This window comes from Synechococcus sp. CBW1006 (assembly GCF_015840525.1).
Lineage (GTDB): Bacteria > Cyanobacteriota > Cyanobacteriia > PCC-6307 > Cyanobiaceae > CBW1002.
This window is the reverse complement of sequence record NZ_CP060396.1, coordinates 3717502-3739782: the sequence shown is the minus strand read 5'-3', so window position 1 is coordinate 3739782 and position 22281 is coordinate 3717502. Positions and strand designations below refer to the sequence as shown.

Sequence of the window (22281 nt, the reverse complement as noted above, 5' to 3'; positions counted from 1 at the left end):
GCCAATGATGCACGGCAGTTGATCTTCACTCCGCCACGGTGGCTCCTTCGGGGCGGCGCGGATCCGCGACCCCGAGGCTGCCGCCACCGGCTGCCTTGGGCACCACCTCCACGCTGTTGGCCGATCCCATCGCCGCCGTCTTCACCACGTGGTGGCCCAGCTTCTCGAGCAGATCGATCGTGTCTGGGCTGAAGCCCTGCTCCAGGCTGATCTGATCGGGCCAGAGCTGGCTGTGCAGCCGCGGTGAGGCCACTGCCCCGGCCAGGTTGAGCCCGAACACCAGGCGATTGAGCAGTACCTGCAGCACTGTGGTGATGATGCGGCTGCCGCCGGGGGTTCCGGTGGCCAGCCAGGGCTCCCCATTGGCGCGGAACACCAGGGTGGGGCTCATCGAGCTCAGCGGCCTTCGGCCTGGGGCGATGGCGTTCGCCTCGCCCTGCCGCAGCCCGAAGGCATTAGCCGCACCGGGCAGGGCGGTGAAATCGTCCATTTCATTGTTAAGCAGATAACCCGCGCCCGGCACGCTGACACCGTTGCCGTAGGCGAAGTTGAGCGTGGTCGTGAGGGCCACCAAGCCTCCCTGGGCGTCTGCCACCGAGAGGTGGGTGGTGTTGGTTCCCTCCCGGCCCAGGGCTGGTTCGGCCGCCAGCTCCGCCGCGGGCCGGTGCCGTCGCCCGTTGATGCTGCGCCGCTGGGCGGCGAGCCGAGCCGGATCGAGCAAGCGATCCAGGGGCACCGCCACCTGATCGGGATCGCCGAGCAGGGCGTTGCGGTCGCGGAAGGCCAGATTCATCGCTTCCACCATCGGGTGGATCGTGGCGGCACCATTGAGGCCGCTCGCTTCGAGATCCAGCGGTTCGAGCAGCTTCAGCAGTTGCAGCAGGGTCACGCCGCTGCTGGGGGGCGGCTGGGTGAGCACGGTGGCACCGCGGAACTGCGTGCTGAGCGGCCGCACCAGCTGGGCCCGGTAGGCCTGCAGATCGTCGTGGCGGATCAGGCCACCGCGCTCGCGCATCAGGGCCACCAGGTTCTCGGCCGTGGGGCCCCGGTAGAAGCCGCGCTCCCCCTCGGAAGCGATGCGGCTGAGGGTGTCCGCCAGCTCCGGCTGGACCAGCAGCTCCCCCGGCGCGAGGGGGCGCGGTGCAGCGGCAGGGTGGGAAGTCGAGGCCGGCGCATTCGCCCCGAAGAACAGGCGCCGGGAGGTGGGATCGGCCTGCAGCAGCGGGGCGGCAGCGGTGAGGGAATCGCTCAGTACCCGGCCGACCCGGAAACCCTCTCGGGCGAGGTCGATCGCTGGTGCCAGAACGTTCCGCAGCGGCAGGCGGCCATAGCAGTGCTGGGCCAGGGTCAGGCCCGCCACCGTGCCGGGCACACCGGTGCTGAGCAGGCTGCGGGTGGCCCGCTGCCGGTCCACCGTGCCATCGGCGCGCAGGAACAGGTCGGGCCGGGCCGCCAGGGGCGCCTTTTCGCGGAAATTCACTGCCACGGCAGTGCCACCCCCCAGACGCAGCTCGGGATCGCGCTCCAGCGGGCAGCCACGGGCCGCTGCCGGTGAGGCTCCGGGTAACCAGAGCACCAGGAAGCCGCCGCCGCCGATGTTGCCCGCCTGGGGCAGGGTCACCGCCAGGGCGAAGGCCGTGGCCACCGCCGCATCCACCGCATTGCCCCCGGCCCGCAGGGTCGCCGCACCCACCTCCGAGGCGAGGCGGTCCTGGCTGGCCACCACCCCCCGCGGCGACCAGAGCGGATAGAAGCGCTGCCGTCGCTCCTGCAGATCGGCGGCGGCCGGCTGGGGCGGGCCCGGAACGGCAGCGGCGAGCCGAGTCGATTGTTCAAGGGCTGAGGCCGAGCCGATTGGCTGGCCCAGAAGGGCCAGGACGCCTGCCGCTGCCAGAACGCCAGTCGAAGGGCGAATGCCGCCTCGGAGCTGGGCTCGGCGGTTGCCCTCTCGGAGATGGTGATGGGGGGAGGGCCCGGGTGAGCGGTGCATCAGACGTCTCCCTGCTCCATGGCGCCAAAGCCGCCGCCGCCCGGAGTTTCCACCACCAGCCGATCGCCGGGCTCCACGGCAAGCTCAGCGCAACCGGCCACGGCCTCCAGGCTCCCATCGGCGCGCCGCAACCGATCGGTGCCGCACCGGCCCGGCTGTCCGCCCGCCAGGCCGAAGGGTGGCACCCGCCGCGAGCCGCTCAGCAGCGACACGGTCATCGGCTCCAGGAAGCGCAGGTCGCGCACCACCCCATCCCCGCCGGGCCAGTGGCCGGCACCCCCGCTGCCGCGGCGGATCGCAAAGCGCTCCAGCAGCACCGGGTAGCGGTCTTCCAGGATTTCCGGATCGGTGAGGCGCGAGTTGGTCATGTGGCTCTGCACCGCCGCCGCTCCGGCGAAGCCCCGCCCCTGACGATCGATGCCGGCACCGGTGCCGCCACAGATGGTTTCGTAGTACTGGCAGCGGTCGTTGCCGAAGCTGAGGTTGTTCATCGTTCCCTGCGCTGCTGCCATCACGCCCAGGGCGCCGAACAGGGCATTGGCCACCGCCTGGGAGGTTTCCACATTGCCGGCCACCACCGCCGCGGGCGGCTGCGGATGGAGCAGGCATCCCGGTGGCACCACGATCTCCAGGGGCTCGAAGCAACCCTCGTTGAGCGGAATCTCCTCCCCCACCAGGCAGCGGAACACGTAGAGCACCACGGCCCGGGTCACGGCCAGGGGCGCGTTGGCATTGTCGGGCTGCTGGGGGGAGGTGCCGCTGAAATCCACCACGGCCCGGCGGGCCTGCCGATCGACCCGAACCGCCACCTGAATCTGGCCGCCGTGATCGAGTTCGACCCTGTGCTGTCCGCCCTGCAGGCTCTCCAGCAGGCGGCGCACCGCCGCCGCGGCGTTGGCCTGCACATGCCCCAGGTAGGCCTGCACCTCCTGCAGCCCCTCCCGCTCGATCAGGCTCTGCAGCTCCCGCACCCCCAGCTGATTCGCCGCCACCTGGGCCTGCAGATCGGCCAGCAGCTGGCCGGGGTTGCGCACCGGTGGTGTGGCACTGCCCAGCCGCTCCTCCCAGGCCGCTCGATCAAAGCGGCCGCCGGCCAGCAGCGGCACGTTCCTCAGGAGCAAGCCCTCCTCGCCGATGCTGCGGCTGAAGGGCGGCATCGATCCCGGCGTGATGCCGCCCACATCGGCGTGGTGGCCGCGGCAGGCCACGAACAGGACCGGCGCGGCACCGCCCGCTGCCCCGGCGAACACCGGCGTCACCACGGTGATGTCCGGCAGGTGGGTGCCGCCGTCGTAGGGGTCGTTGCTGGCGATCGCATCGCCGGGGCGCAGGGGCGGCAGGCGACCCTCAGCCACGGCCCGCAGCAGGCTGAGCACGCTGGCGCCCATCGAGCCCAGATGCACCGGGATGTGGGGGGCGTTGGCCACCAGCCGCCCCTGGTGATCAAACAGGGCGCAGGAGAAATCGAGCCGCTCGCGGATGTTCACCGACTGGCTGGTCTGCTGCAGGCGCACCCCCATCTGCTCGGCGATGGCGGCGAAGCGGTGGTTGTAGAGCTCCAGCCGCACCGGATCGGCAGCTGCCCTGAGCTCGGCTTTCGCCGTGGGGGCTGCCGGATGGGCGGGCTCGGCTGCTGAACCGCTGGATGCTGGCGAGGCGGACGCGATCGCCTGCAGCAGCAGCTCGCCTCCGGCCAGGGCTCGGGCTGACCAGCCGGGTTCGAGCACCACCATGCCGGTGGTCTCGGCGATCAGGGCCGGGCCGTTCAGGTCACCGCCGCCCTTCAACTGGTGGCGTTGCAGCAGCGGCACCCGGCACCAGCCCTGGGCCGGCAGATACAGCCGTGCGGTGTCTGCGTCCTGATCGGGTTGTGGATGGGGCTGCGTTGCTGGCTCAGACCCGGACCAGGGCCCGAACGCGGATCCGGACTGGGACTTGATCTCAGACTTGGTTTTGGACTTGGTCTCGAACTTGGTTTCTGACTTGGTCTCGGCTTCGGACCGGCCTGAAGGCTGGCCTGGGCTGCTTCGATCTCGGTCCACAGGCCCGGCGCTGGCCGGCTTCGCTGAACCCCGACCACTCACCACCTCCAGCTCCAGCAGCTCCACCATCAGGGGCAGTTCAGGCATCAGGGGCAGTTCAGGCAGGGGCAGTTCAGGCAGGGGCAGATCAGGGGCGTTCGCCTCCTCCGCCCGCTCCTCCAGGGGTGTTGTCGAGGCTGCCGAGCTCCCGGGCACATAGCCGAAGCGCCGTTGGTGGGCGGCGATGAAGCCGCGCCGCAGCCCGGCCAGGTCGTTGGGCCAGCTCAGCCGCAGCCCCTGCTCACTGCCCGGCAGCCGCAGCTCCAGCTGCACCTCCACCGCCAGATCCACGAGGGAATCGCCAGCGGCCTCGAGCCGGGCCCGGCCCTGGGCCAGCAGCTGCTCCGCGTGGCCGGGCAGTGCCTCGAGCAGGACGGCATCGAGGGGTTGGCGCAGGTTCCGCTGCAACAACTGCCGTTGTTCGGCCAGCCCGATGCCATAGGCCGACAACACACCGGCGAGGGGGTGCAGCAGCACCCGGCGCACCCCCAGAGCTTCCGCCAGGCGGCAGGCATGCTGACCGCCGGCGCCGCCGTAGCAGACCAGCACCGCCTGACGGATGTCGTGGCCGCGTTGGATCGAGATCCGCCGGATCGCCTCAGCCATCCGCTCGATCGCCACCGCCAGCGCGCCCTCGGCTACCGCTTCCGCCGTGTAGGCCGTACCCATGCAGGCGGCGCCCATGGCGGCCGCCAGAGCCGCAAACCCCTGCTCGACCACGCCCCGATCGGGGGGCTGGTCGCCATCGACGCCGAACACCGCCGGAAAGTGCGTCGCCTGCAGGCGACCGAGCAGCAGGTTGGCGTCGGTCACCGTGAGGGGGCCGCCGTTGCGGTAACAGGCCGGACCCGGATCGGCGCCCGCCGAGCGGGGCCCCACCTGCAGCCGCTCGCCGTCGTAGTGGAGCACCGACCCGCCACCGGAGGCCACCGTGTGGATCGGCAGCCGGGGCGCCTGCAGCAGCAGGCCGCCGATCTCGGTCTCGGCGCTCCGGTCCCAGGCCAGGGCGCCACGGCCGGGATCGAAGTGGAACACATCGGTGGAGGTGCCGCCCATGTCGAAACCCACGATCGGGCTCGATCCCAGCCCCGCCGCCTCGGCCACGCGCACGGCACCCACCATGCCGCCGGCGGGGCCGGAGAGGATCGTGTCCTTGGCATGGAGCTGGCGTGGCGCGGCCAGGCCCCCGCTCGACTGCATCACCCGCAGGCGCGTGGCCGTGCCCAGGGCCGCCTCCACCTGGGCCAGATAGCTGCCCAGCACCGGGGCGATGCTGGCCTCGGCCAGGCTGGTCTGGCAGCGAGGCAGCAGCCGGGGCTGTGGACTGAGCCGATGGGAGAGCACCACCGGATCGAAGCCGAGCTGCTCCAGCCAGGCCCCCAGCCGCCTTTCGTGGTCGGGATTGCGCACGCTGTGGAGCAGGGCCACGGCACAGCCGCGGATGCCCTCGGCCAAGGCGGCACGCAGCTCCGCTTCCAGGCGTCCATCCAGCTGCAGGGGGCGCAGCTCCGCTCCCGATGCCGTGAGCCGACCCTCCACGGCGATCACCCGCTCCAGCAGGGGCTCGGGCCGTACGATCCGCAGCGCGAACAGATCCGGCCGGTGCTGATCTCCGATCCAGGGCAGGTCGCTGAGGCCCTGGTTGATCAGCAGCACCGCCGGCTGGCCGCAGCGCTCCAGCAGGGCATTGGTGGCCACGGTGGTGCCCAGACGCACCTCCTCGATCAAGCCGGCGGGGATGGGCGCCTGCTCCGCCAGCTCTGCCATCTGCCTCAGGGCCCGCACGGCGGGATCGCCCCGGCGGTGGGGCTGCACCGACAGCACCTTGGAGACGTGCAGCTGGCCCTGGGGATCGCGGCCCACCACATCGGTGAAGGTGCCACCCCGGTCGATCCAGAACCGCCAGCCGGAGGCGGGCTGATGCGTCATGCCGATCACTCCCCCGGGCCGGGGCCGAGGCGGCGGCCCAGCAGCACGTAACTCCTCAGGGGGCGAGCGTAGTGCCGGCTCAGGGCCTGCCCGGCTCCGTTCTCCAGCATCAGGGCATGCACCACCTGCCGGAAGCCCCGCTGCTGGGCCGCGGCGTGGGCCTGCTCCAGCAGCAGCCTCCCCAGCCCTGCCCAGGGGCGGCCCGGCAGCACCGCCAGGGTGCGGATCACCAGGGTGGTGCCGCTGGCATCGGCGGGATGGGCCAGCAGCAGACCCACAAGCTGCTCGCCGGCGAAGGCCAGCAGGCTGCTGTGGGGATCGATGCTGGCCAGGCCGCCGCTCTGGAGCTGGAGCCGGCAGAAGGTGTCCAGGGGCAGCGGCAGAAACCAGGGTTGCCGCTGGAAGGCCCGATGCAGCAGGCCGTGGACCTGGGGCAGCAGAGCCTGGACCTGGGCCAGCCCGGCCGTCGCGTCGAGCTCCGAGGCTCTGCAGATCCGCAGGGTCTCCAGGCGGGTGGGCCTGCCGCGCCGCCGCCGCTGGGTGAGGTCGTTGCAGAGAAAGGAGTGGTAGCGCTGTAGCACGCGGAAACCGCAGCGGCTCAGGGGCGCGATCCATTCGGGGCCGGGCAGGGGCTCGCCCCCGAAACCCGCCAGCGGGTCAGGTGCTGCAGCTGCCGGACTCATCGGCTCGCGGCAGCGGTAGGGCTGCCAGCTGCTGCCGTTCATCGGGGCCAGCACCTGGGTGCAGCCCTGCGTCTCCAGGCGCCGGCAGGCGTGATCGAGCAGGGTGCGGGCGGCGGTGAGATCGGTTGCGAAATCGGTGGAGAGATCGGCGGCGACAGCATCGCCGCCGGTGGGTTGGAACGCGCTCGGACCACGGCCAGACAGGGCGCCGATCGTTCCCAGCCGCCCACCGGCGATGGTCGGCGTGTGGTTCCACCAGAGGGTGCAGCGGGCCCGCTCCCGCCCATCCACCACCACCCTCCAGGCCTCATCGCCGGCCAGCAGAGGGCTGCCGGCCAGGGGATGGGTGCCGGCCGCTGCAGCCGAGCCTGGATCAAGCGGCAGAACGGCGGCGTTGATCGCAGACCTCCCCGGCCAGGCTCCAGTCCATCCTGGCGTCCGCCACCACCAGGCGCTTGTAGAAGAAGACCCGGTCGCGCCGGTGCAGCTCCGCTGCCAGGTCCGCCTGGTCCTGCCAGCTTGCCGGCGGCGCCAGGCGGCAGTCGCGGTCGGCGTGGCGGTTCCAGCAGACCAGGCGGCCACCTGGGGCCGAACGGCGGCGCAGGGCGCCCAACAGCTCCGCCGTGGCAAGTGGCGACTGGTAGTCGAAGAGGTTGCTGAGGTTGAACCGATCGAAGCGCTCGGACGGGTGGGTCGAGGCCAGGTACGCCTCCAGAGAGGTGGTCTGCAGGCGGAGCGCCGCCAGGTTGCGGCGCACCAGCGGCACCACCTCAGGCCGCAGGGCCCGGGGCAGATGGGCCCCGAAGCGGCCCCTCAGGATCCAGTGCAGGTAGGGATTCTCGGCGGGATCCAGGGCGATCAGGGCATGGCGCAGGCGCTCCACCAGCTGCCGGCTCTGGGAGCCCTTGCCGTAGAGCACCTGCTGCGGGCTGGTGCCCAGTCCGCCCAGCAGGAGACGCGAGAACACCAGATGGAGCAGCAGCCGCTGGCCGCGGCTCTGCCAGCGGCGCTGGAACCAGGCGCTGCGTTCCTCAGCATTCAGCCCCTCCAGCAGCGCCTGCCAGCCGTCGGGATCCGCCAGGCGGGGCACGATCCAGCGGCGGAAACGGGCCAGGTAGCGCTCAAACCGTCCGGCCTGCAGCACCCCCGCTGCGATCAGCTGCGGCTGCCGGTCCCAGAACTGGAGGGAGGCGGCATCGAGCCGCTCGCGGCAGCGCCGGTAGAGCTCCAGCCGGTGCAGGCCCACGGCTGGAGAAGAAGACTGCGGGCCCGCGAGTGACAGATCCCCAGTCGCTGGCTCCTCAGGTTGTTCCCAGGCCCCCAGAAACACCAGCAGCTCGCTCGGATCCAGGCAGCCGTAGGCCGCGGCCTTGAGGGCGAGCAGGGCGATCTGGGCGGGATGGCGGTCGATGGCGACCACCTGGCTGGCCCCTTCAGCGAGCAGGGCCAGGCTGTTCTCGCCGCCGGAGGCGATCGAGAGCACGCGGCAGCCCTGCAGGGGTGCCAGGGCCTCCACCAGCCGATCGGCATCCTCCCAGCACTGGCCATAGAGCAGGTGGGACATCCTTGGCCCCATCACCAGGTGCCGGGTTCGGGGCCAGCGCAGCGGCGGACCAATCCGCTGCCGCCATCGATCTCCAGCCAGTCGTCGTTCTGCAGCAGGGAGCTGAGGCCGGCCAGCTCGGTGACCATGGGCAGCCCCAGCTCCCGCGCCACGATCGCCACATGGGAGAGCACGCTGCCCCGCTCCACCAGCAGGGCGCAGGCCTGGGGGAAGAGCAGCACCCAGCCCGGATCGGTGCAGGCGGCCACCAGGATGCGCGGTTCGTTGGCGGTGGCCCCCGGCCCCTCCAGCCAGGCCCGCGGATTGTTCACCAGTGCCACCTTGCCCCGCACGCGCCCGGGGGAACAGGCCGTGCCTTGCCAGACGGATTCAGCGGTGGATGCGGCCACCTGTTCTGCGGCCGAATCCCCGGGATCGCTGAGGGGAGAGGCTGGCTTCGGAGGCGGCGGCAGGTCGAGCGTCGGCAGGCCCCGGGTTTCAAAGCGCCTCGGCAGGGGCGGCTGACGGCCGTGCCGCTGCCATTCGGCGCGGCGCAGGGCGACGAGGCCGCGCAGGTCTGTGGTGGTGCCATTGCCCTCCACCACCGCCATCACCTCGTCCACCTCCAGGAAGAACACATCCTCGGCGCGGTCGAGACGATCGAGGGCGGCCAGGCGACGGCCCAGCTCCAGCAGCAGGCGCCGGGCCAGGCCGAACACGCGGGTGCGCTCGAAGCGCAGGTTCTCCCGGTTCGCCACCAGCCGCCGCAGCTGACGACGTAATCCGAACAGCAGCCAGCGCTGGGGCCCGCGCAACACCCGTGCGGACTGCAGAGGTGCCGAGTCCGTGGCTTGAGCCGTGGCCTGAACCTGAGCCCTGGCCAGGCCTTGAGCCGGAGTCTGGTCCCGTGGAGCTGCCGGTCCCGAGGAAGGTCCCTGTTGGCTTCGCGCCGTCATCGCGGCCGCAGCAGCAGCAGCGGCCCCGAGGGTGCGCAGCAGGGGCAGGGGATCGTCGCGGAGGGTGAGGCTCTCGAGCTTGAGTTCCTCCAGGCAGCGATCGCCGAACACGGCGAGGTAATCGTTCAACGCTGCCTCCAGCTCGGGCACGGTGGCCAGGGCGCGGCGGATGGCCGGCAGGGAGCCGCGCCGCAGCAGGGTCACCAGAGCAGGCTGCTCCACGTCCAGTTCCACCACCAGCGCCGCCATCGCGGCGATGCGACGGGGCGGTTCGCTGCTGATCACCGATCCGATCTCGCTGATCCAGGCATTGCGCAGGCCCCCGCCCGCATCGAGGCCCCAGCGTTCCAGCAGGCGGCCCAGAACGCCGTGCAGCACCATGGCGTAGAAGTCGTTGATCAGGGGCGCATCCCAGCGGTTGAGCAACTCCGCTTCGATGGCGCGGTAGCGCTCCACCAGCTGATCCGGCCGGGCTTCCGCCAGCGCCGTGGCCTCGTGGGCAGCGGGCAGCACCCGATCCAGCCGGGCCAGAAAGTGGCGCCGCCGCCGCTCCAGCGTGAGGTAGTTGCCCAGCAGGGAGCCGCTCGCCCGCACCAGCCGCAGCAGATCCCGCAGGGGAGGCACCGGTGGCTCCAGCCGCAGCTGCTCCCGTTGACGGGGCTCCAGCGGTTGCTGCACCCCGAGCATCTGCTCGAGGAAGGCGGCATTGAGCCCATACCCCGGCAGCAGCGACAGCACCCGATACCAGCTGTGGAGGTTGTAGTAGATCCGCCCCTCCAGGAAGCCGATCATGGTGGCGAACACCCGCCGATGCCGGCGCACGCGGCTGGCGGGCACCCCCATGAACAGACAGAACTGGGTGTAGACCTCGGTGTAGGCCTTGCGGGCGAAGGAGAAGGTGAGCGGGGTGGTGACACCGCTGTAGCTCTCCACGATGTTGCTGTTGTCCCACAGCGCCACGACGCCATCGGGATCGGCGACCCGCGCCAGGGTGGTGATCGGGCGGGCCTGCAGCAGCCAGAGGCGTTCTGGCCCCCCCGGCCGCTCCGGTGCCTCGAGGGCCCATTCCACGTCCTGGGGGGTGCCGCAGTCGCGGGCGACCTGGCGCACTAGGTGATGCACCGCCAGCAGACGTTGCCTGTCCAGCAGGGGCCGACCGGCCTGGAGGGGGCGACTCTCCAGGATCCGGTCGTCCCAGCTGAGGCGGTACAGGTCGCCTTCGGCCCTTCCCGCCAGCAGATCGGCGGCCACGCCCGCCACCGCCTGGATCACGGTCACGCCCCGCTGCCCGGTGAGCGGATCGGCGCTGAACGCCACCCCGGCCACCAGGGGCCGGCGCATCGGTTGCACCAGCACGGCCGGCGCTGTGACGGGGGCTGGGGTGGAGGCTGCCGCCGAGCTGTAGGCCCGCACCGACGGCTCGAACGCCGAGGCCCACACCGCCAGCACCGCTCGAGCGAGGTCGTCTGGCTCCACCTCCAGCACGGAGGTGTATTGCCCCGCAAAGCTGCGCTGTCGTCCGTCTTCCTGAGGCGCAGAAGACCGCACCGCCAGCCGACCTCCGCTGGGCAACTGACTCTGCACGGCCCGGCGCATGTCGGCCTCCAGCCAGTCGGGCAGGCGGCGGGGGCAGGGGTGGTCGGGTTCCAGGGCCAGGGCGAAGGCCTCCGGCAGGATCACAAGCGCCGGCCCCACGGGATGGCCCAGGCCTGCCAGCCGGCGCAGGGCAGCCGCCTTGCCGCCCAGCCGTTTTGCCAGCTCCTCCTCCCGTTCCGGGGTGACCTCAGGCCCTTGCTCCAGGGGGATCCACCAGGCCTCGCGGCCATGCACCTCCATGCTCAACCCCGTCCCACCAGCCATCCAGGCCAGCCCAGGCTGAGGTAGAGGGCCAGGATCCACAGGGCCGTCGCCAGGGCCAGGGGTTCGGCGCCCCCCTCAGCGGCACCTTCAAGCAGGGCCGGTAGCCGGCGCAGCCGCAACCAAAGCACCACCAGGAGCGGCACCAGCACCAGCGCCACCAGGGCACCAGCCTGGATCTCCATCACGCCACCGCCGACAGCCATCGCCGCCAGCAGCGCCGCCCCGCCGGAGGCCAGCAGGCAGCACCACCACAGGGTCAGAGCCGGCCGCAGGCCCCAGAGGGCGCTCCAGGTCTCGACCCCCGGCTCTTCGGCGATCGGTGCCCGGATCTTGCGACCGAGTTCGATCACCAGTCCGGCCAGATAGGCGGTGATCAGATAGAGCAGCAGAGGGACCGGCGGCAAAGCCCCGCCCTGGACGGCACCGCTCTGCAGCCCGATCAGCAGAAGGGCCAGCAGCGGCACGATCACCATGTGGCTCAAGACGTAGACCACCAGGTGGGCCTTGAGCCAGCGGCGACAGCCGAATTCGGCGCACATCAGCAGCAGGTAGCCCCAGAGCACGGCCAGAGCCCCCAGAGCCGTGGGCGCGATCGCCAGCACCAGGGCCAGCTGCACGGCCGTAGCCACTACCCCCACCCCGGCCAGCTCCCGCAGGCTCACCAGTCCGCGCGGCACCGCCCGGTAGGGCCGCCAGCGGCGGTCGTCGTCCAGGTCCTTGAATTCATCGGCAATGCGCATCTGCAGAAACAGCAGCAGGGCCACCACCGATCCCGCCAGCAGCGCCAGCACACTCGCGGCCCTGGCCTGCAGGGCGGCGCCGTAGCCCACGGCCGCGCCGCTGAACACCAGGATCAGTGGCCCATGCTTCAGCAGGGGAAAACGTTCCCGCTGGTATTGCCACAATCGCAGCGCCAGGGGGGAGCGGATCACCCCGGTCATGGCTGGGCTTTGGTTGGGTGGGAATCGGCGGGGCGGGAATCGGTGGGGCGGGAATCGGCCAGGGCCGCCTCGATCTGCACCGAACTCCAACCGCCACGGGCCAGATCCCGGCGGATCCGCTCCGGTGCCATGCCCTGCTGCTGGGCACGGCCGGCATAGGTGGTGAGCCGCGTCACCATCGGGTCGCTGCCCGTCGCGGGCAAGGTCAGGGGCCTCCGCAGTGGGCCGGGCAGGATCAAATTCAGCATCCAGCCGATCAGCAGGGCCAGGGCAAGCCAGAACACCCCGCCGATTCCGGCCGTGCAGACCACCGAAACGAACAGAAGTGCTGCGGCATTGCCCACGGATCCTGTCATCACCACCAGGCCGATCAGCAGCACCGGCAGGCCCAGCAGCAGCAGCCACAGCACGGCTTGTAGCGATGGGGCTTTCCGCCTGGGTGCGGGGCGCTTGGATGGGGTGCCCGGCAGTGACGGCGGTGGTGGAGAGGCGGAGGTCATGGATGCATCAAGCCGTTCAGAGATGGTTGTCGATCACGATGTCCCAGTAGCGAACGAAGCAGATGATCAGGGCCAGATAACAGGGAATCGCAAAGGCGATTTCAATCGGAGCCCCCAGCAGCGGAATCGTGAATCCCGAGAAGTTCGCCACGGCGCTGGCTCCATAAACCCGGATCCCCAGGCTCCAGAGGGTGTATTCGATCGGCAGGGCGATGGAGGTGGCCACCATCAGCGCCAGCACGAATCTCTGGGCGATCGGACGGTGCGCAAAGGAAGACGACACAACGGCGGCGGTGATGGCGATCATCAGGATCCAGAGGCCGCTCATCAACACACTGATGTCGCGATAGAGCATCGACCAGGCCGGAAATCCACGGTTGTCGACCATGGGCTCCACCATCACTTCAAACAGCAGCACCGCCACCAGGGTCAGGCCCAGGCCGCGACCCCAGTGAATCCGCCGCATCGGCAGCAGCAATGGATCTTCCAGCACCAGGCACCAGTACTTGTAGAAGCACAGCACCAGGGAGGTGAACACGGGCACGTAGAACAGCAGCTGCAGCGGCACCCCAGCTACAAAGCCCCCCACCACGGCATCCAGCACTTCGGGCGCATAGCTGCGGATGCCCAACTGCACGACCAGAATTTCCAGGGGCAGGGTGAGCAGCGTGATCAGCAGCAGCTGCACGGTGAAGCGCCGCCAGGCTCGCCAGCGGGGCCGGAGTTGGTCGATGATCTCCACCACCAGCAGGAAAAAGACGCTCCAACCGAAGGTCAGAACCCAGCTGACATCCTGGTAGAGATAGGCCCAGCGGCCCAGGTGGGCGTTGTGCCACATCGGCGCCGTGAACAGCTCGAAGATCAGCACCCCCACGGCCATCAGACCCAGCCGGCTCGGTATCCGATCCCGGAAGCGTGCCAGCCAGGCAAGCGCCGCCAGGCCGAGCAGGATCACGGCGGCCACAAAGCCGAAGGAGGCACCGGTGAGGCTGCGATCCACCGCACAGGCAGTGAGCAGCAGGGGGGTCAGGGCCATGGTGAAGGCTCAGCGGCACTTCCGGCAGACACGGTCTGATCTGGCGAGGGAGCAACCGATGGAACAAGTGATGGAGCAATCGATGGAACAGTGGTGGCCGCCCCGCCCCGCACGGTGGGTTTGGCGCGAAACCCGGAATCCTTCACCTTGCAGCCGCCCCACTTGGCCCGCTGGAAATCTGGATCGTCGCTGAGGCGCTGCCAGACCCGCCAGAGCGGTTCCTGCACGGCATTGCCGAAGATGGCGTGGTTGAAATCACACGACATCACATCGCCATAGGGGGATAGATAGAAGTAACTCGTGCCGCAGGCGCAGCCCACACTGCGGTGGCTGCTGATGTAAGCCGAAAACACCACGCCGGGATAGCGCGGATCCGCATTCCAGCCATCGGCCGAGCGGATCATCCGCTCCACCCAGTCGTCGCCACCGGCATGGCCCTCGCGATCCACCAGATCATCGCGGTGCTGCAACCGACCGCTGGGCAGCGCATCGAAGACCAGCACTTCGTGGGCACCGACCCGGCGGGCCAGCTCCACCAGCCGCTCCAGTTCGCCGGCGGCATAGTCCTCCGGGGTGAGGGTGGCCGAGATGCCCACCGACAATCCCTGCCGGCGCGCCGCCCGCAGCCCCTGCAGGGCCCGCACGAACAGCCCCGGCAGGCCCCGGCGCTGGTCATGGCGAGCCGCATCGGCGGCATCGAGGCTCACGTAGACGCTGTCGAGGCCGGCGCGGCGCAGGGCCACCGCCTGCTCCGCCAGATGCCAGCCATTGGTGAACAGCAGCACGGTGGAGAGATCCTTGTTGACGCTGCGGATGATCTCGCTCAGATCGGGTCGCTGCAGCGGTTCACCGCCCACCAGGTTGATGATCGAAACGCCCAGCTCCTGGGCCTGACGGATCAGTTCCCGGGTCTGCTCAAGGCTCAGCAGCGGGCGGCCGGGTTCCTCGACGCCCTGATAAAAGCTGCAGTGGCTGCAGCGAGCGTTGCAGCCGTCGGTGACGGCCAGACTCATCAGATTGGGGATGTTGCGATTCTGGATGCCGCGGTAGAGCGTGCGGGCAATGAAGTGATGGGCCGGGCGGCTGAACAGTGCCGGGGTGGAGAGGGAATAAACAGGAAATCCATCACGAAAATGGATGATCTTGCTGTGATTCAGATAGATGCGGTAGAGCACATCCACGAAATCATGGGCGCTGCCCAGGCCATGGCTGAGCAGGAACCAGCTCAGCCGTAACTTCCGCAGCTGGGCGAGTCCGCGCATCGTGCCGCAATGTTCCGACCCTTCAAGGTATGGGGCCCGTCTGCGCCTGGACGTTTCTAACGATTATCTTAAGAAAGCCGCTGGCGCCTCAGGGTCCTGGCGCGGCCTGGGCTCAGTGTTTTCAGTTCAGCGGTTTCAGTTCAGCGGTAGTTCTCGAACTGGAGCGGCACCTCCAGATCTTCGCTCCTGAGCAGAGCGATCACCTGCTGCAGGTCATCCTTGTTCTTGCCGGTGATCCGCAGGCTTTCGCCCTGGATCGCCACAGTGACCTTCTTGATGGTGTCACGCACTTTCTTGCTCAGCGATTTGGCCAGCTCCGGGCTCAGACCCTTGCGGAGGGTCACCACTTGCCGCACCCGGTTGCCACCGGCCGGTTCGGGAGTCTGGAAATCGAAGATCTTGAGCGAAAGATCCCGTTTGGTCGCCTTCTGGCGCAGCACGTCTTCCACCGCCTGCAGGGTCATCTCGCTGGCGGTGGTGATCACCAGGCTGGTCTCCTCCAGCTCGATTTCGGTGCCGGAGTCCTTGAGGTCGTAGCGCTGGATCACCTCGCGGCGCACCTGATCAATGGCGTTCACCAGCTCCTGGCGATCGAAATCGGACACGACATCGAAGGAGTAGGAGCTCATTCGCGCAGAGAGTGAAGGCCTCAAGCAAATCGTATGTGTCTGGCGGCTCAGCAGCAGCTGGCCAGATCCGGATGGGCAGCCTGCAGCGGCGGCACTGCCACGGGAAAGCCCCGATTCCCGCCCTGGGACTTGGCCTGGCGCAGGGCTCGGCAGGTGCGGCTGAGCAGATCTTCGGGGCAGTCGCCCGGCTGCTCGAGGGTCACCCCCACGCTGAGCCGTGGCCGGATCCAGTGGCCGCTCACCGGCAGCGGCAGTGCCAGAACCCTGCGGATCGATTCGGCCAGTTGCACCACTTCCTCGAGGCTGCCCATGCCGGCGAAGACCGCCACCAGCTGATCGCCGCCCAGACGGGCCATCAGATCGCTGGGCAGCACCAGCCGGCGCAGGCGATCGGCAAGGGAGCGCAGCACCTGATCGCCGGCCTCGCGGCCATAGCTCTGGTTCAGGAGCCTGAACGCATCGAGATCCCAGCAGGCCAGCCCCACGGGCTGGCAGCGGCGCCAGCGGGAATGATCCAGCTGGCTCAACCGTTGCACGAGAGCCGTGCGGTTCATCAGGCCTGTGAGGCGATCGCTGCCGATGCCGGCCTCCCCCTGTGGTGCCCGTCGATGGGAGCTGTCGCCGTTGATCCGCTCTGCGGCGGCCCCATCCTGAAAGGCAAGAATCCAGCCACAGCAGGCACGTCCCTCGCCGGCCAGGGGCCAGCAGAGGCAGCGCATCCATCGGTCGGTGCCATCGCTGGCCCGAAGGCGCAGCACACTCTGCTGATCCGGGCAGAGGGCGAAGGCCTGGGCGGGATTGAAGTCCGGCAGGAGATCGACGTCCGGCAGGAGTTCAGCGAGGCTGCCACCCAGCAGTTGATGGGAGGTCCAGCCGAGCAGGGATCGCACCGAGGGGGTGATCCAGCGGATGCAGCGGTCTGCGTCGATTTCCACCAGAAACGCCGAGAGCGCCTCGGTCAACAGCCGGTGTCGGTAGGTCTCACTGCCCCGATCGAGGTGTACTGGAGCCAGGCCGCTCAGATCGGTGGCAACCAGACACTGGGTCTCGAGGTCACCATTGCGGAGGCCGCTGCTGCTCATCAGGGTGAGAACGGGCTCCCCGTTGCGATGCAGCAGCACCAGCTCGGCCTGTTCGGTGCGGCCTGGAGACACCTGCCGCAGGCGATCCACCGTGGGCCATTGGCTGGAGGGCGTCAGCGCGGTGAAGGGTTGCCCGCAAAGGGTCTCACGGGCATGGCCGATCAGGTCTGCCAGAGCCTGATTGGCGTAGTGCACCGCACCGGAACTGGAGAGGGTGAGCACGCCATGGCCCATCTGCTCGACGATGGCGCGGTAGGGCTGATCGACATCGACTTGAATGATCCTGGCAGCATTGGCAGGACCCAGTTGCGCAGTCATGCCTCAGGCCGTGCAGGGATCAAGAACCGGCGCCAGACAACGGCGCAGCTTCCGAAAGGTCTGTCGCTCCAGATTCTGAACCACACCTTTGGTCAGCCCCATCATCTCTGCGGTGGAGCTCAGGGAGCGACCATCCGGTTCGGCATAACGCAAGCTCAGAAGACGGCGCTCCCGGTGATCCAGTGCATCCACCTGTTCCCGCAACCACCGGTAATCCTCTTCCAGCACCGGAACACGCTCATCGGCAATCGCATCGATGAGGCAGAGATCGTCTGTTGCGCCGGCAATCGGCTGATGCAGGGAGGTCATGCGGCTGTGTCGAACGGCACGAAGCGAGGCCTCCAGCCGCTCCTCCTCCACATCAAGCGCAGCAGCCAGCTCGCGGGTTGTGAGGCTCCGATCGGAGCGGGCCTGCAGCCTATGGGCGCGGCTGACCAGGGTGATCATCGGGACCGGGATGCGGATGGGAGAGCCCGATTCCCTCAAGCAATTGCCGATCGCTTTGCGAATCCACCAGAAGGCGTAGGTAGAAAACTTATAGCCTCGTTTCGGATCAAATCGCTCCACGGCCTCAATCAAGCCCAGGTTGCCGGCCTGCAGCAAATCAAGCATTTCCAGATGAAGGCCATCGAGACGACTGCTGTATCGGCGTGCAATCATCACCACCAGCCTGAGATTGGCGGACACCATCCGGTTTCTGGCTCTCTCCGCACTGCAACGCAGAGCTTTCGTGGGCTGGGGATCCTTCAGCCATTGCTGCACGATGGCGGCCAGGTGAAGTTCCTCTGATGCCGTGAGCAGCGGAACTCGTCGCAATAAATACAAATATTCCGTGAGTCCATCGGACCCTGAATCAAGAGGCAACGGAGAGTATGACATTGGAAGGAAAGATGAACAATCAGGCGTTACGGCGTCTTGCGCCCCTCTTTCAGTCAGCCAAGGTCCATGGGTCTTTCGGGTTGGAAACGTGCCCCTCCGGTATGGAAAGCCGGTGAATGGATCACCTGCTTTTGGTTTCACATTACGCCGGAAGTGCCGATAGATACATCTGTTTGGCGTGGGCTGCACCTTTGCGTCAAACAAGCACCTCTTCGATAGTTATCTCGACGCTTGCCACCGTTTCCTGTACTCCATGCTTCAGGTCTTGTAGGGCTTGCAGGACTTGTTAGGCCGCCTCCGCTCGCTCCCCGAGGCCGAGGCCAGGCGTCACCTCGGTGAGCGTGCCCACCACGAAACGATCGTCGCCGTCCTTGACGACCCGGCCCGCCTCAACCACCCAGAGCGGCCGGCCTGAGCGGGTGGTGAGGCGGTAGCGCACGGTCCAGCGACCCTGGGTCCAGTCGCGGGCCGCCTCCACGCGGCCACGATCATCCGGCACGATCGCCTTGACGAACCGCTCTGGATGTTCACAGAGTTCGGCGGGGGACCAGCCCGTCAGGGAGTGGATGCGCTGGCTCACGTAGAGAAGCTCGCTCATGCCCTGATTCCACTTCCAGACCACCGCATCGAGGGCATCAGTGAGGCTGGAGAACTCGTTGAGGGCCGCCTCCGCCGCCCGGCTCATCTCCATCAGCTCGGACACATCGGTGAGGGTGACGATGGCGCCGCGGCGTCGACCTTCCAGATCCTGGTAGGGCAGCACCTGAATCAGGTAGGAGACATCTTCACTGCTGGCCTCGAGGCTTTGCCGCGGTTCGCCCTGCAGCACCGCCTCCAGGGCCTCCGGCAGCTGCGGCAGCGGCAGGGTGGTGGGAATGCGCAGCAACGGCTTGCCGAGATCGCTGGCCATCAAGGCGAAGACCCGCACCGCCAGAGGGGTGAAGCGGGTGACACAGAGTTGGCGATCGACGATCACCATGCCCTGGCTGAGCGAACTCTGGATGTTTTCCAGATCAGCGTTGAGCCGCTCCAGCTGTTCGCCGCGGCAGCTCAGCGTCTGGTTCAGCGTCGCCAGTTCCTGGTTGGTGACCTGCATCTCCTCGTTGGAGGCCTCCAGCTCCTCGTTGGACGACTGCAGCTCCTCGGACGACGCCTGCAGCTCCTCGGAAAAGGACTCCAGATCAGCATTCGCCTGCTCCAGTTCCATCAAGGAGCGCTGCAGGGTCTCCTGACTGCTCAGCAGTTTACGCTCAAGGCGCTGGATTTCGCGATCGAAGGCGGCATCCCGTTCCCCCGGTGGCGCCGTTGTGGTGAGGCCGGCCTCCTTCTCCCCCTGCGGCACAAAGCTGAGCAGCAGGATGGAACGGCCATCCACCGTCAGGCAGCGAAGCTCCAGCCGCACCCACTGGTCGAGGTCTTCCAGATGCACGGCGGTACTGCGTGCGGTGGTGTTGACGGCGGGGGTCAGCAGAAACAGGGCCCTGGCCTCGCTGCGCAGTTCGGGCCGGAGAAACGATTGGGCGGCTGTCGTGAGTCGCCCTTCCGGCAGGCGGCAGTAGGGGGTGATGTCGCCGATCACTTCCACCAGATCGTGCCATTCATCCAGCACGAGGCTGGGCTGGCAGAAGGCACGGATCAGCACCTCGAGCAGGGCCATGTGCTGCTCGGGGATGGTCTCTCGCAGCACGGTGATCGAACGGGTCGGAGCTGCAGCGAGCCCCTGCCGGCCCGCGGCAGGACCAGGCGGCAGGGGCTGGCGCGTGAGCGTGTCGCCGGAACGGTGGTACAGGTTCTGTTCCCCATCAGCCAAATGGAAACCGCTGATGCGGCTTCCGAGGGCGTCCGCATGGCCGAGGAACAACAGTCCTCCGGGCACCAGGGCAAAACTGAACAGGGCCAGCACCCGTTCCTGAACGGGTGCGGTGAAATCGATCAGCGTGTTGCGGCAGGCGATCAGATCGAGCCGCGGAAATGGTGGGTCCTTGCCCATGTCGTGGCGGGCGAAGACCATGCAGGTCCGCAATGATTCACAGATCACGTGTTCGGCTCCCCGATCCATCAGGAAGCGCTGGCGTAATTCCGCTGGAATCCCAGCCACTGCGGCATCTGGATACACTCCGAGGCGGGCGATCGACAGGCTCTGCTCACTGAGATCCGTGGCGAAGATCTTCAGCTGGGCAGCCAGATCGTGGGGATGGCCGAGCAGCTCACTGATCAACATGGCGATCGAATAGGCCTCTTCGCCGCTGGCGCAGCCCGGCACCCAGACGCGCAGGAAATGCGGTGCCGGGCGCCTGGAGAGGCCATCGAGCAGGAGCCGTCTCAGGGCCGAAAAGGCCTGGGGATCGCGAAAGAAGGAGGTGCCTGACGCCAGCAGGGTCTGGGCCAGTGCCTGGGCCTCTTCAGGGTCACCCTCCAGCAGGGGCATGTAGGCCTCCAGGTCGCTGAGCTGGTGGGTCGCCATGCGTCGTTCCACCTGGCGGCGCAGCGACGCCTCGGTGTAATGGGACGCATCCAGACCGGTGGCGCGCTGCAAGGGCTCGATCAGCGCGGACAAGCCGATCGGGGTGGCCGGCAGGCCGGAGCCAGGCGCTGGGGCCTCCTCGGCTGCCGCTGGGGTGAGGCTGTTCAGTCCGGCCAGATGCTGCCCGATCGCGCCCGCCTCCAGCACCAGCACAGCGCCGCCGAGGGTGATGGCTGCCCGCGGCATGGCGCCGAACTTCGCCTCTGCCGGGCTCTGGGCCAGGGTGAGTCCGCCCGCTTCCTTGACCGAGCGCAGCCCGAAGGCGCCATCGCTGCCGGTGCCGGACAGCACCACGGCCACTCCGTTGGCACCCCACTCCCTTGCGATCGAGGCCAACAGCAGGTCGATGCTGGGGGCTGGACCGTAGCGAGGAGCCGGCGCCTGAAGACTGAGGCGGTTCGCCACGACCGTGACGTCGTGGTTGGGCGGAACGATGGCGATCACATCGGGCTGCAGCGGTGCCCCATCGCGAGCCAGGACCACGGGCAAACGGCTGGTCCGGGCCAGCAGCTCGAGCAGGTGGCTGTGGTGGTCGGGATCAAGGTGCTGAGCCACCACATAGGCCTGTCGTCCGCCGGCCGTCAGCTGGCTGACCAGATCCGTCAAGGCCGCCAGGCCCCCGGCCGAGGTTCCGATGCCTACCACCCGGGTGATCGTCATGCCCTGGAAGGTTCTCATTCTTGGCGCACCGCGCTGGAGGAGCACGCCATGGGCAAAGGAGAGCCGCTGATCAACTTCAGCCTAGATCTCTGGATCGGTGATGCATCGGCTGGCGAAAGAGGCCAGGATCCAGGGGCCAGCGGCACTGCCACCAGTTTTTATCAGAACCATGCAAAATCGTTGGTGATGTGCAAGTTGCTGTTCAGCGGACGGTCGGTCCTTTGGCTTCGATCCATTAGCGTTTTCTGACTGTCGAAAACGGCGGTGGCATCGATGAACCAACTCGCGATCAGCCGATCTGCCATCCGATCAGCCTGCGGAATTGCGCTGGTCAGCCCTTAGCGTGGCCACCTCGATCCCGCACCCATTCGAGCCGCACCCCCAGGCCGCCGGTCTTACCAATCCCTTTCAGGCCAGGTTGCTGCGGATTGAGGACATCGCCCGCAGTGCCGAGTTGATCAGCACGGTGGTGCCACTGCAGCAGCTCGAAGCCGCCTCCGCTTCCGTGCCGTGGTGGCACTACGGATTCGAGTCGTCGTTCGGTGGCGTTGCGCTGGTGGCTGGCATCCTTCCCCCCTGTCATCTGCAAACGCAGGAGCACGATGGACTCACCGTTGTGCTGGGCTATGGAGGGGAGCAACGGGTCCGCCAGGAGTCCCACGAGTGGTCCTGTCAGGCGGATGACTGCCTGATTCTCAATGGCGCCGCCTATTGCTGCGACACCACAGCGGTCAGCGCCCTGCTGTGTCACCTGCGGCCGGAACGACTCCTGAGGACGGCCATGGTCATGGGAGGGCTCCAGCATTGTCCAGCGGCCTGGAAGGACTTGATGCAGCAGAGTCAGTGCAGGAAGCTCTCCGCCGACAGCGACGGGCCACCGCTTCAGGCCCTGGTTCGCCAGGAGATCAGCCTGGTCAATCAGCTGGTTGATGCCAGTCCGGTGTTGATTGAACGCCTGCAGGTGGATGAACGGATCTACCGGCTGATGGCGGCGATGATGCTGCCGGACTTGCTTCTGGACAGCCCTCTGGATCGGCTCAACCAGAAGGATCGGCAGGGCCGCGATACGTTTGATGAGTTGCTCGACTATATCAAGTTCAACCTTGCCCAGCCGCTCAATCTCACGATGCTGGAGTCGTATAGCCATTACTCCAGGCGCGCTCTGCAATATGCCTTCAAGGAGCGGTTGGGATGTACGGCAACCCAGTGGATCCGCAACCAGCGGTTGGATCAGGCGCGCCGTTGTCTGCAGAATCCTGCGCCTGGTGATTCGGTGGCTCAGATCGCCACCCAGTGCGGCTATCGCTCGCTCAGCCTGTTCAGCGTCGATTTTCAGCAGCGGTTCCATGTCAAGCCCTCGCAGTTGATGCGGGAGGCCCGGGCCACCCGCCCGCCGGAGTCGCGCTGA

At 68.1% G+C, this 22281-nt stretch carries 14 protein-coding genes; 1 reads left to right on the top strand and 13 read right to left on the bottom strand.

Annotated elements, in window-relative coordinates:
- Positions 1 to 25: 25 nt before the first annotated feature.
- The 13 genes from ggt to H8F26_RS18425 form a co-directional block, all read right to left on the bottom strand.
- Entirely contained in the window at positions 26 to 1990 is a 1965-nt protein-coding gene (gene ggt, locus H8F26_RS18490) for a gamma-glutamyltransferase (protein WP_197156422.1), read from the bottom strand.
- Positions 1990 to 6000 carry a hydantoinase B/oxoprolinase family protein gene (locus H8F26_RS19745; RefSeq protein WP_231605342.1) on the bottom strand — a complete coding sequence of 1337 codons (4011 nt, stop codon included), beginning with the start codon at positions 5998 to 6000 and terminating at the stop codon, positions 1990 to 1992. Before H8F26_RS19745 ends, ggt begins: the two co-directional genes overlap by 1 nt.
- Before the next feature lie 5 nt (positions 6001 to 6005).
- Positions 6006 to 6977 carry a GNAT family N-acetyltransferase gene (locus H8F26_RS18475; protein ID WP_197156420.1) on the bottom strand — a complete coding sequence of 324 codons (972 nt, stop codon included), beginning with the start codon at positions 6975 to 6977 and terminating at the stop codon, positions 6006 to 6008.
- A gap of 79 nt (positions 6978 to 7056) precedes the next feature.
- Complete coding sequence (locus tag H8F26_RS18470) at positions 7057 to 8247, bottom strand: DUF3419 family protein (protein WP_197156418.1); 1191 nt, start codon at positions 8245 to 8247, stop codon at positions 7057 to 7059.
- Between the two features lie 11 nt (positions 8248 to 8258).
- Positions 8259 to 11042, bottom strand: coding sequence for a PEP/pyruvate-binding domain-containing protein (locus H8F26_RS18465; protein ID WP_197156417.1), 2784 nt, complete (start codon positions 11040 to 11042; stop codon positions 8259 to 8261).
- The gene (locus H8F26_RS18460; protein WP_197156415.1) at positions 11021 to 11983 is read right to left on the bottom strand and encodes a hypothetical protein; all 963 of its coding nucleotides are present in this window, start codon (positions 11981 to 11983) and stop codon (positions 11021 to 11023) included. Before H8F26_RS18460 ends, H8F26_RS18465 begins: the two co-directional genes overlap by 22 nt.
- Positions 11980 to 12483, bottom strand: coding sequence for a hypothetical protein (locus H8F26_RS18455; RefSeq protein ID WP_197156413.1), 504 nt, complete (start codon positions 12481 to 12483; stop codon positions 11980 to 11982). The genes H8F26_RS18460 and H8F26_RS18455 overlap by 4 nt, the downstream gene beginning before the upstream one ends.
- 16 nt (positions 12484 to 12499) lie before the next feature.
- On the bottom strand, positions 12500 to 13519 hold the full coding sequence (locus tag H8F26_RS18450) for a hypothetical protein (RefSeq protein ID WP_197156411.1): 1020 nt from the start codon (positions 13517 to 13519) through the stop codon (positions 12500 to 12502).
- Positions 13510 to 14781, bottom strand: coding sequence for a radical SAM/SPASM domain-containing protein (locus H8F26_RS18445; RefSeq protein WP_197156409.1), 1272 nt, complete (start codon positions 14779 to 14781; stop codon positions 13510 to 13512). The genes H8F26_RS18450 and H8F26_RS18445 overlap by 10 nt, the downstream gene beginning before the upstream one ends.
- A gap of 140 nt (positions 14782 to 14921) precedes the next feature.
- Positions 14922 to 15410, bottom strand: coding sequence for a YajQ family cyclic di-GMP-binding protein (locus H8F26_RS18440; protein ID WP_197156407.1), 489 nt, complete (start codon positions 15408 to 15410; stop codon positions 14922 to 14924).
- A gap of 47 nt (positions 15411 to 15457) precedes the next feature.
- Positions 15458 to 16810, bottom strand: coding sequence for a diguanylate cyclase domain-containing protein (locus tag H8F26_RS18435; RefSeq protein WP_197156405.1), 1353 nt, complete (start codon positions 16808 to 16810; stop codon positions 15458 to 15460).
- Between the two features lie 3 nt (positions 16811 to 16813).
- Positions 16814 to 17893, bottom strand: a complete 1080-nt coding sequence (locus H8F26_RS18430) for an RNA polymerase sigma factor RpoD/SigA (protein WP_197156396.1) — start codon at positions 17891 to 17893, stop codon at positions 16814 to 16816.
- 82 nt (positions 17894 to 17975) lie between these two features.
- Complete coding sequence (locus H8F26_RS18425) at positions 17976 to 20873, bottom strand: chemotaxis protein CheB (RefSeq protein WP_231605341.1); 2898 nt, start codon at positions 20871 to 20873, stop codon at positions 17976 to 17978.
- A gap of 343 nt (positions 20874 to 21216) precedes the next feature.
- Here H8F26_RS18425 and H8F26_RS18420 point away from each other — a divergent pair, with 343 nt between their 5' ends.
- Positions 21217 to 22281 (top strand): helix-turn-helix transcriptional regulator, encoded by a 1065-nt coding sequence (locus tag H8F26_RS18420; RefSeq protein ID WP_197156394.1) that lies wholly within the window; start codon positions 21217 to 21219, stop codon positions 22279 to 22281.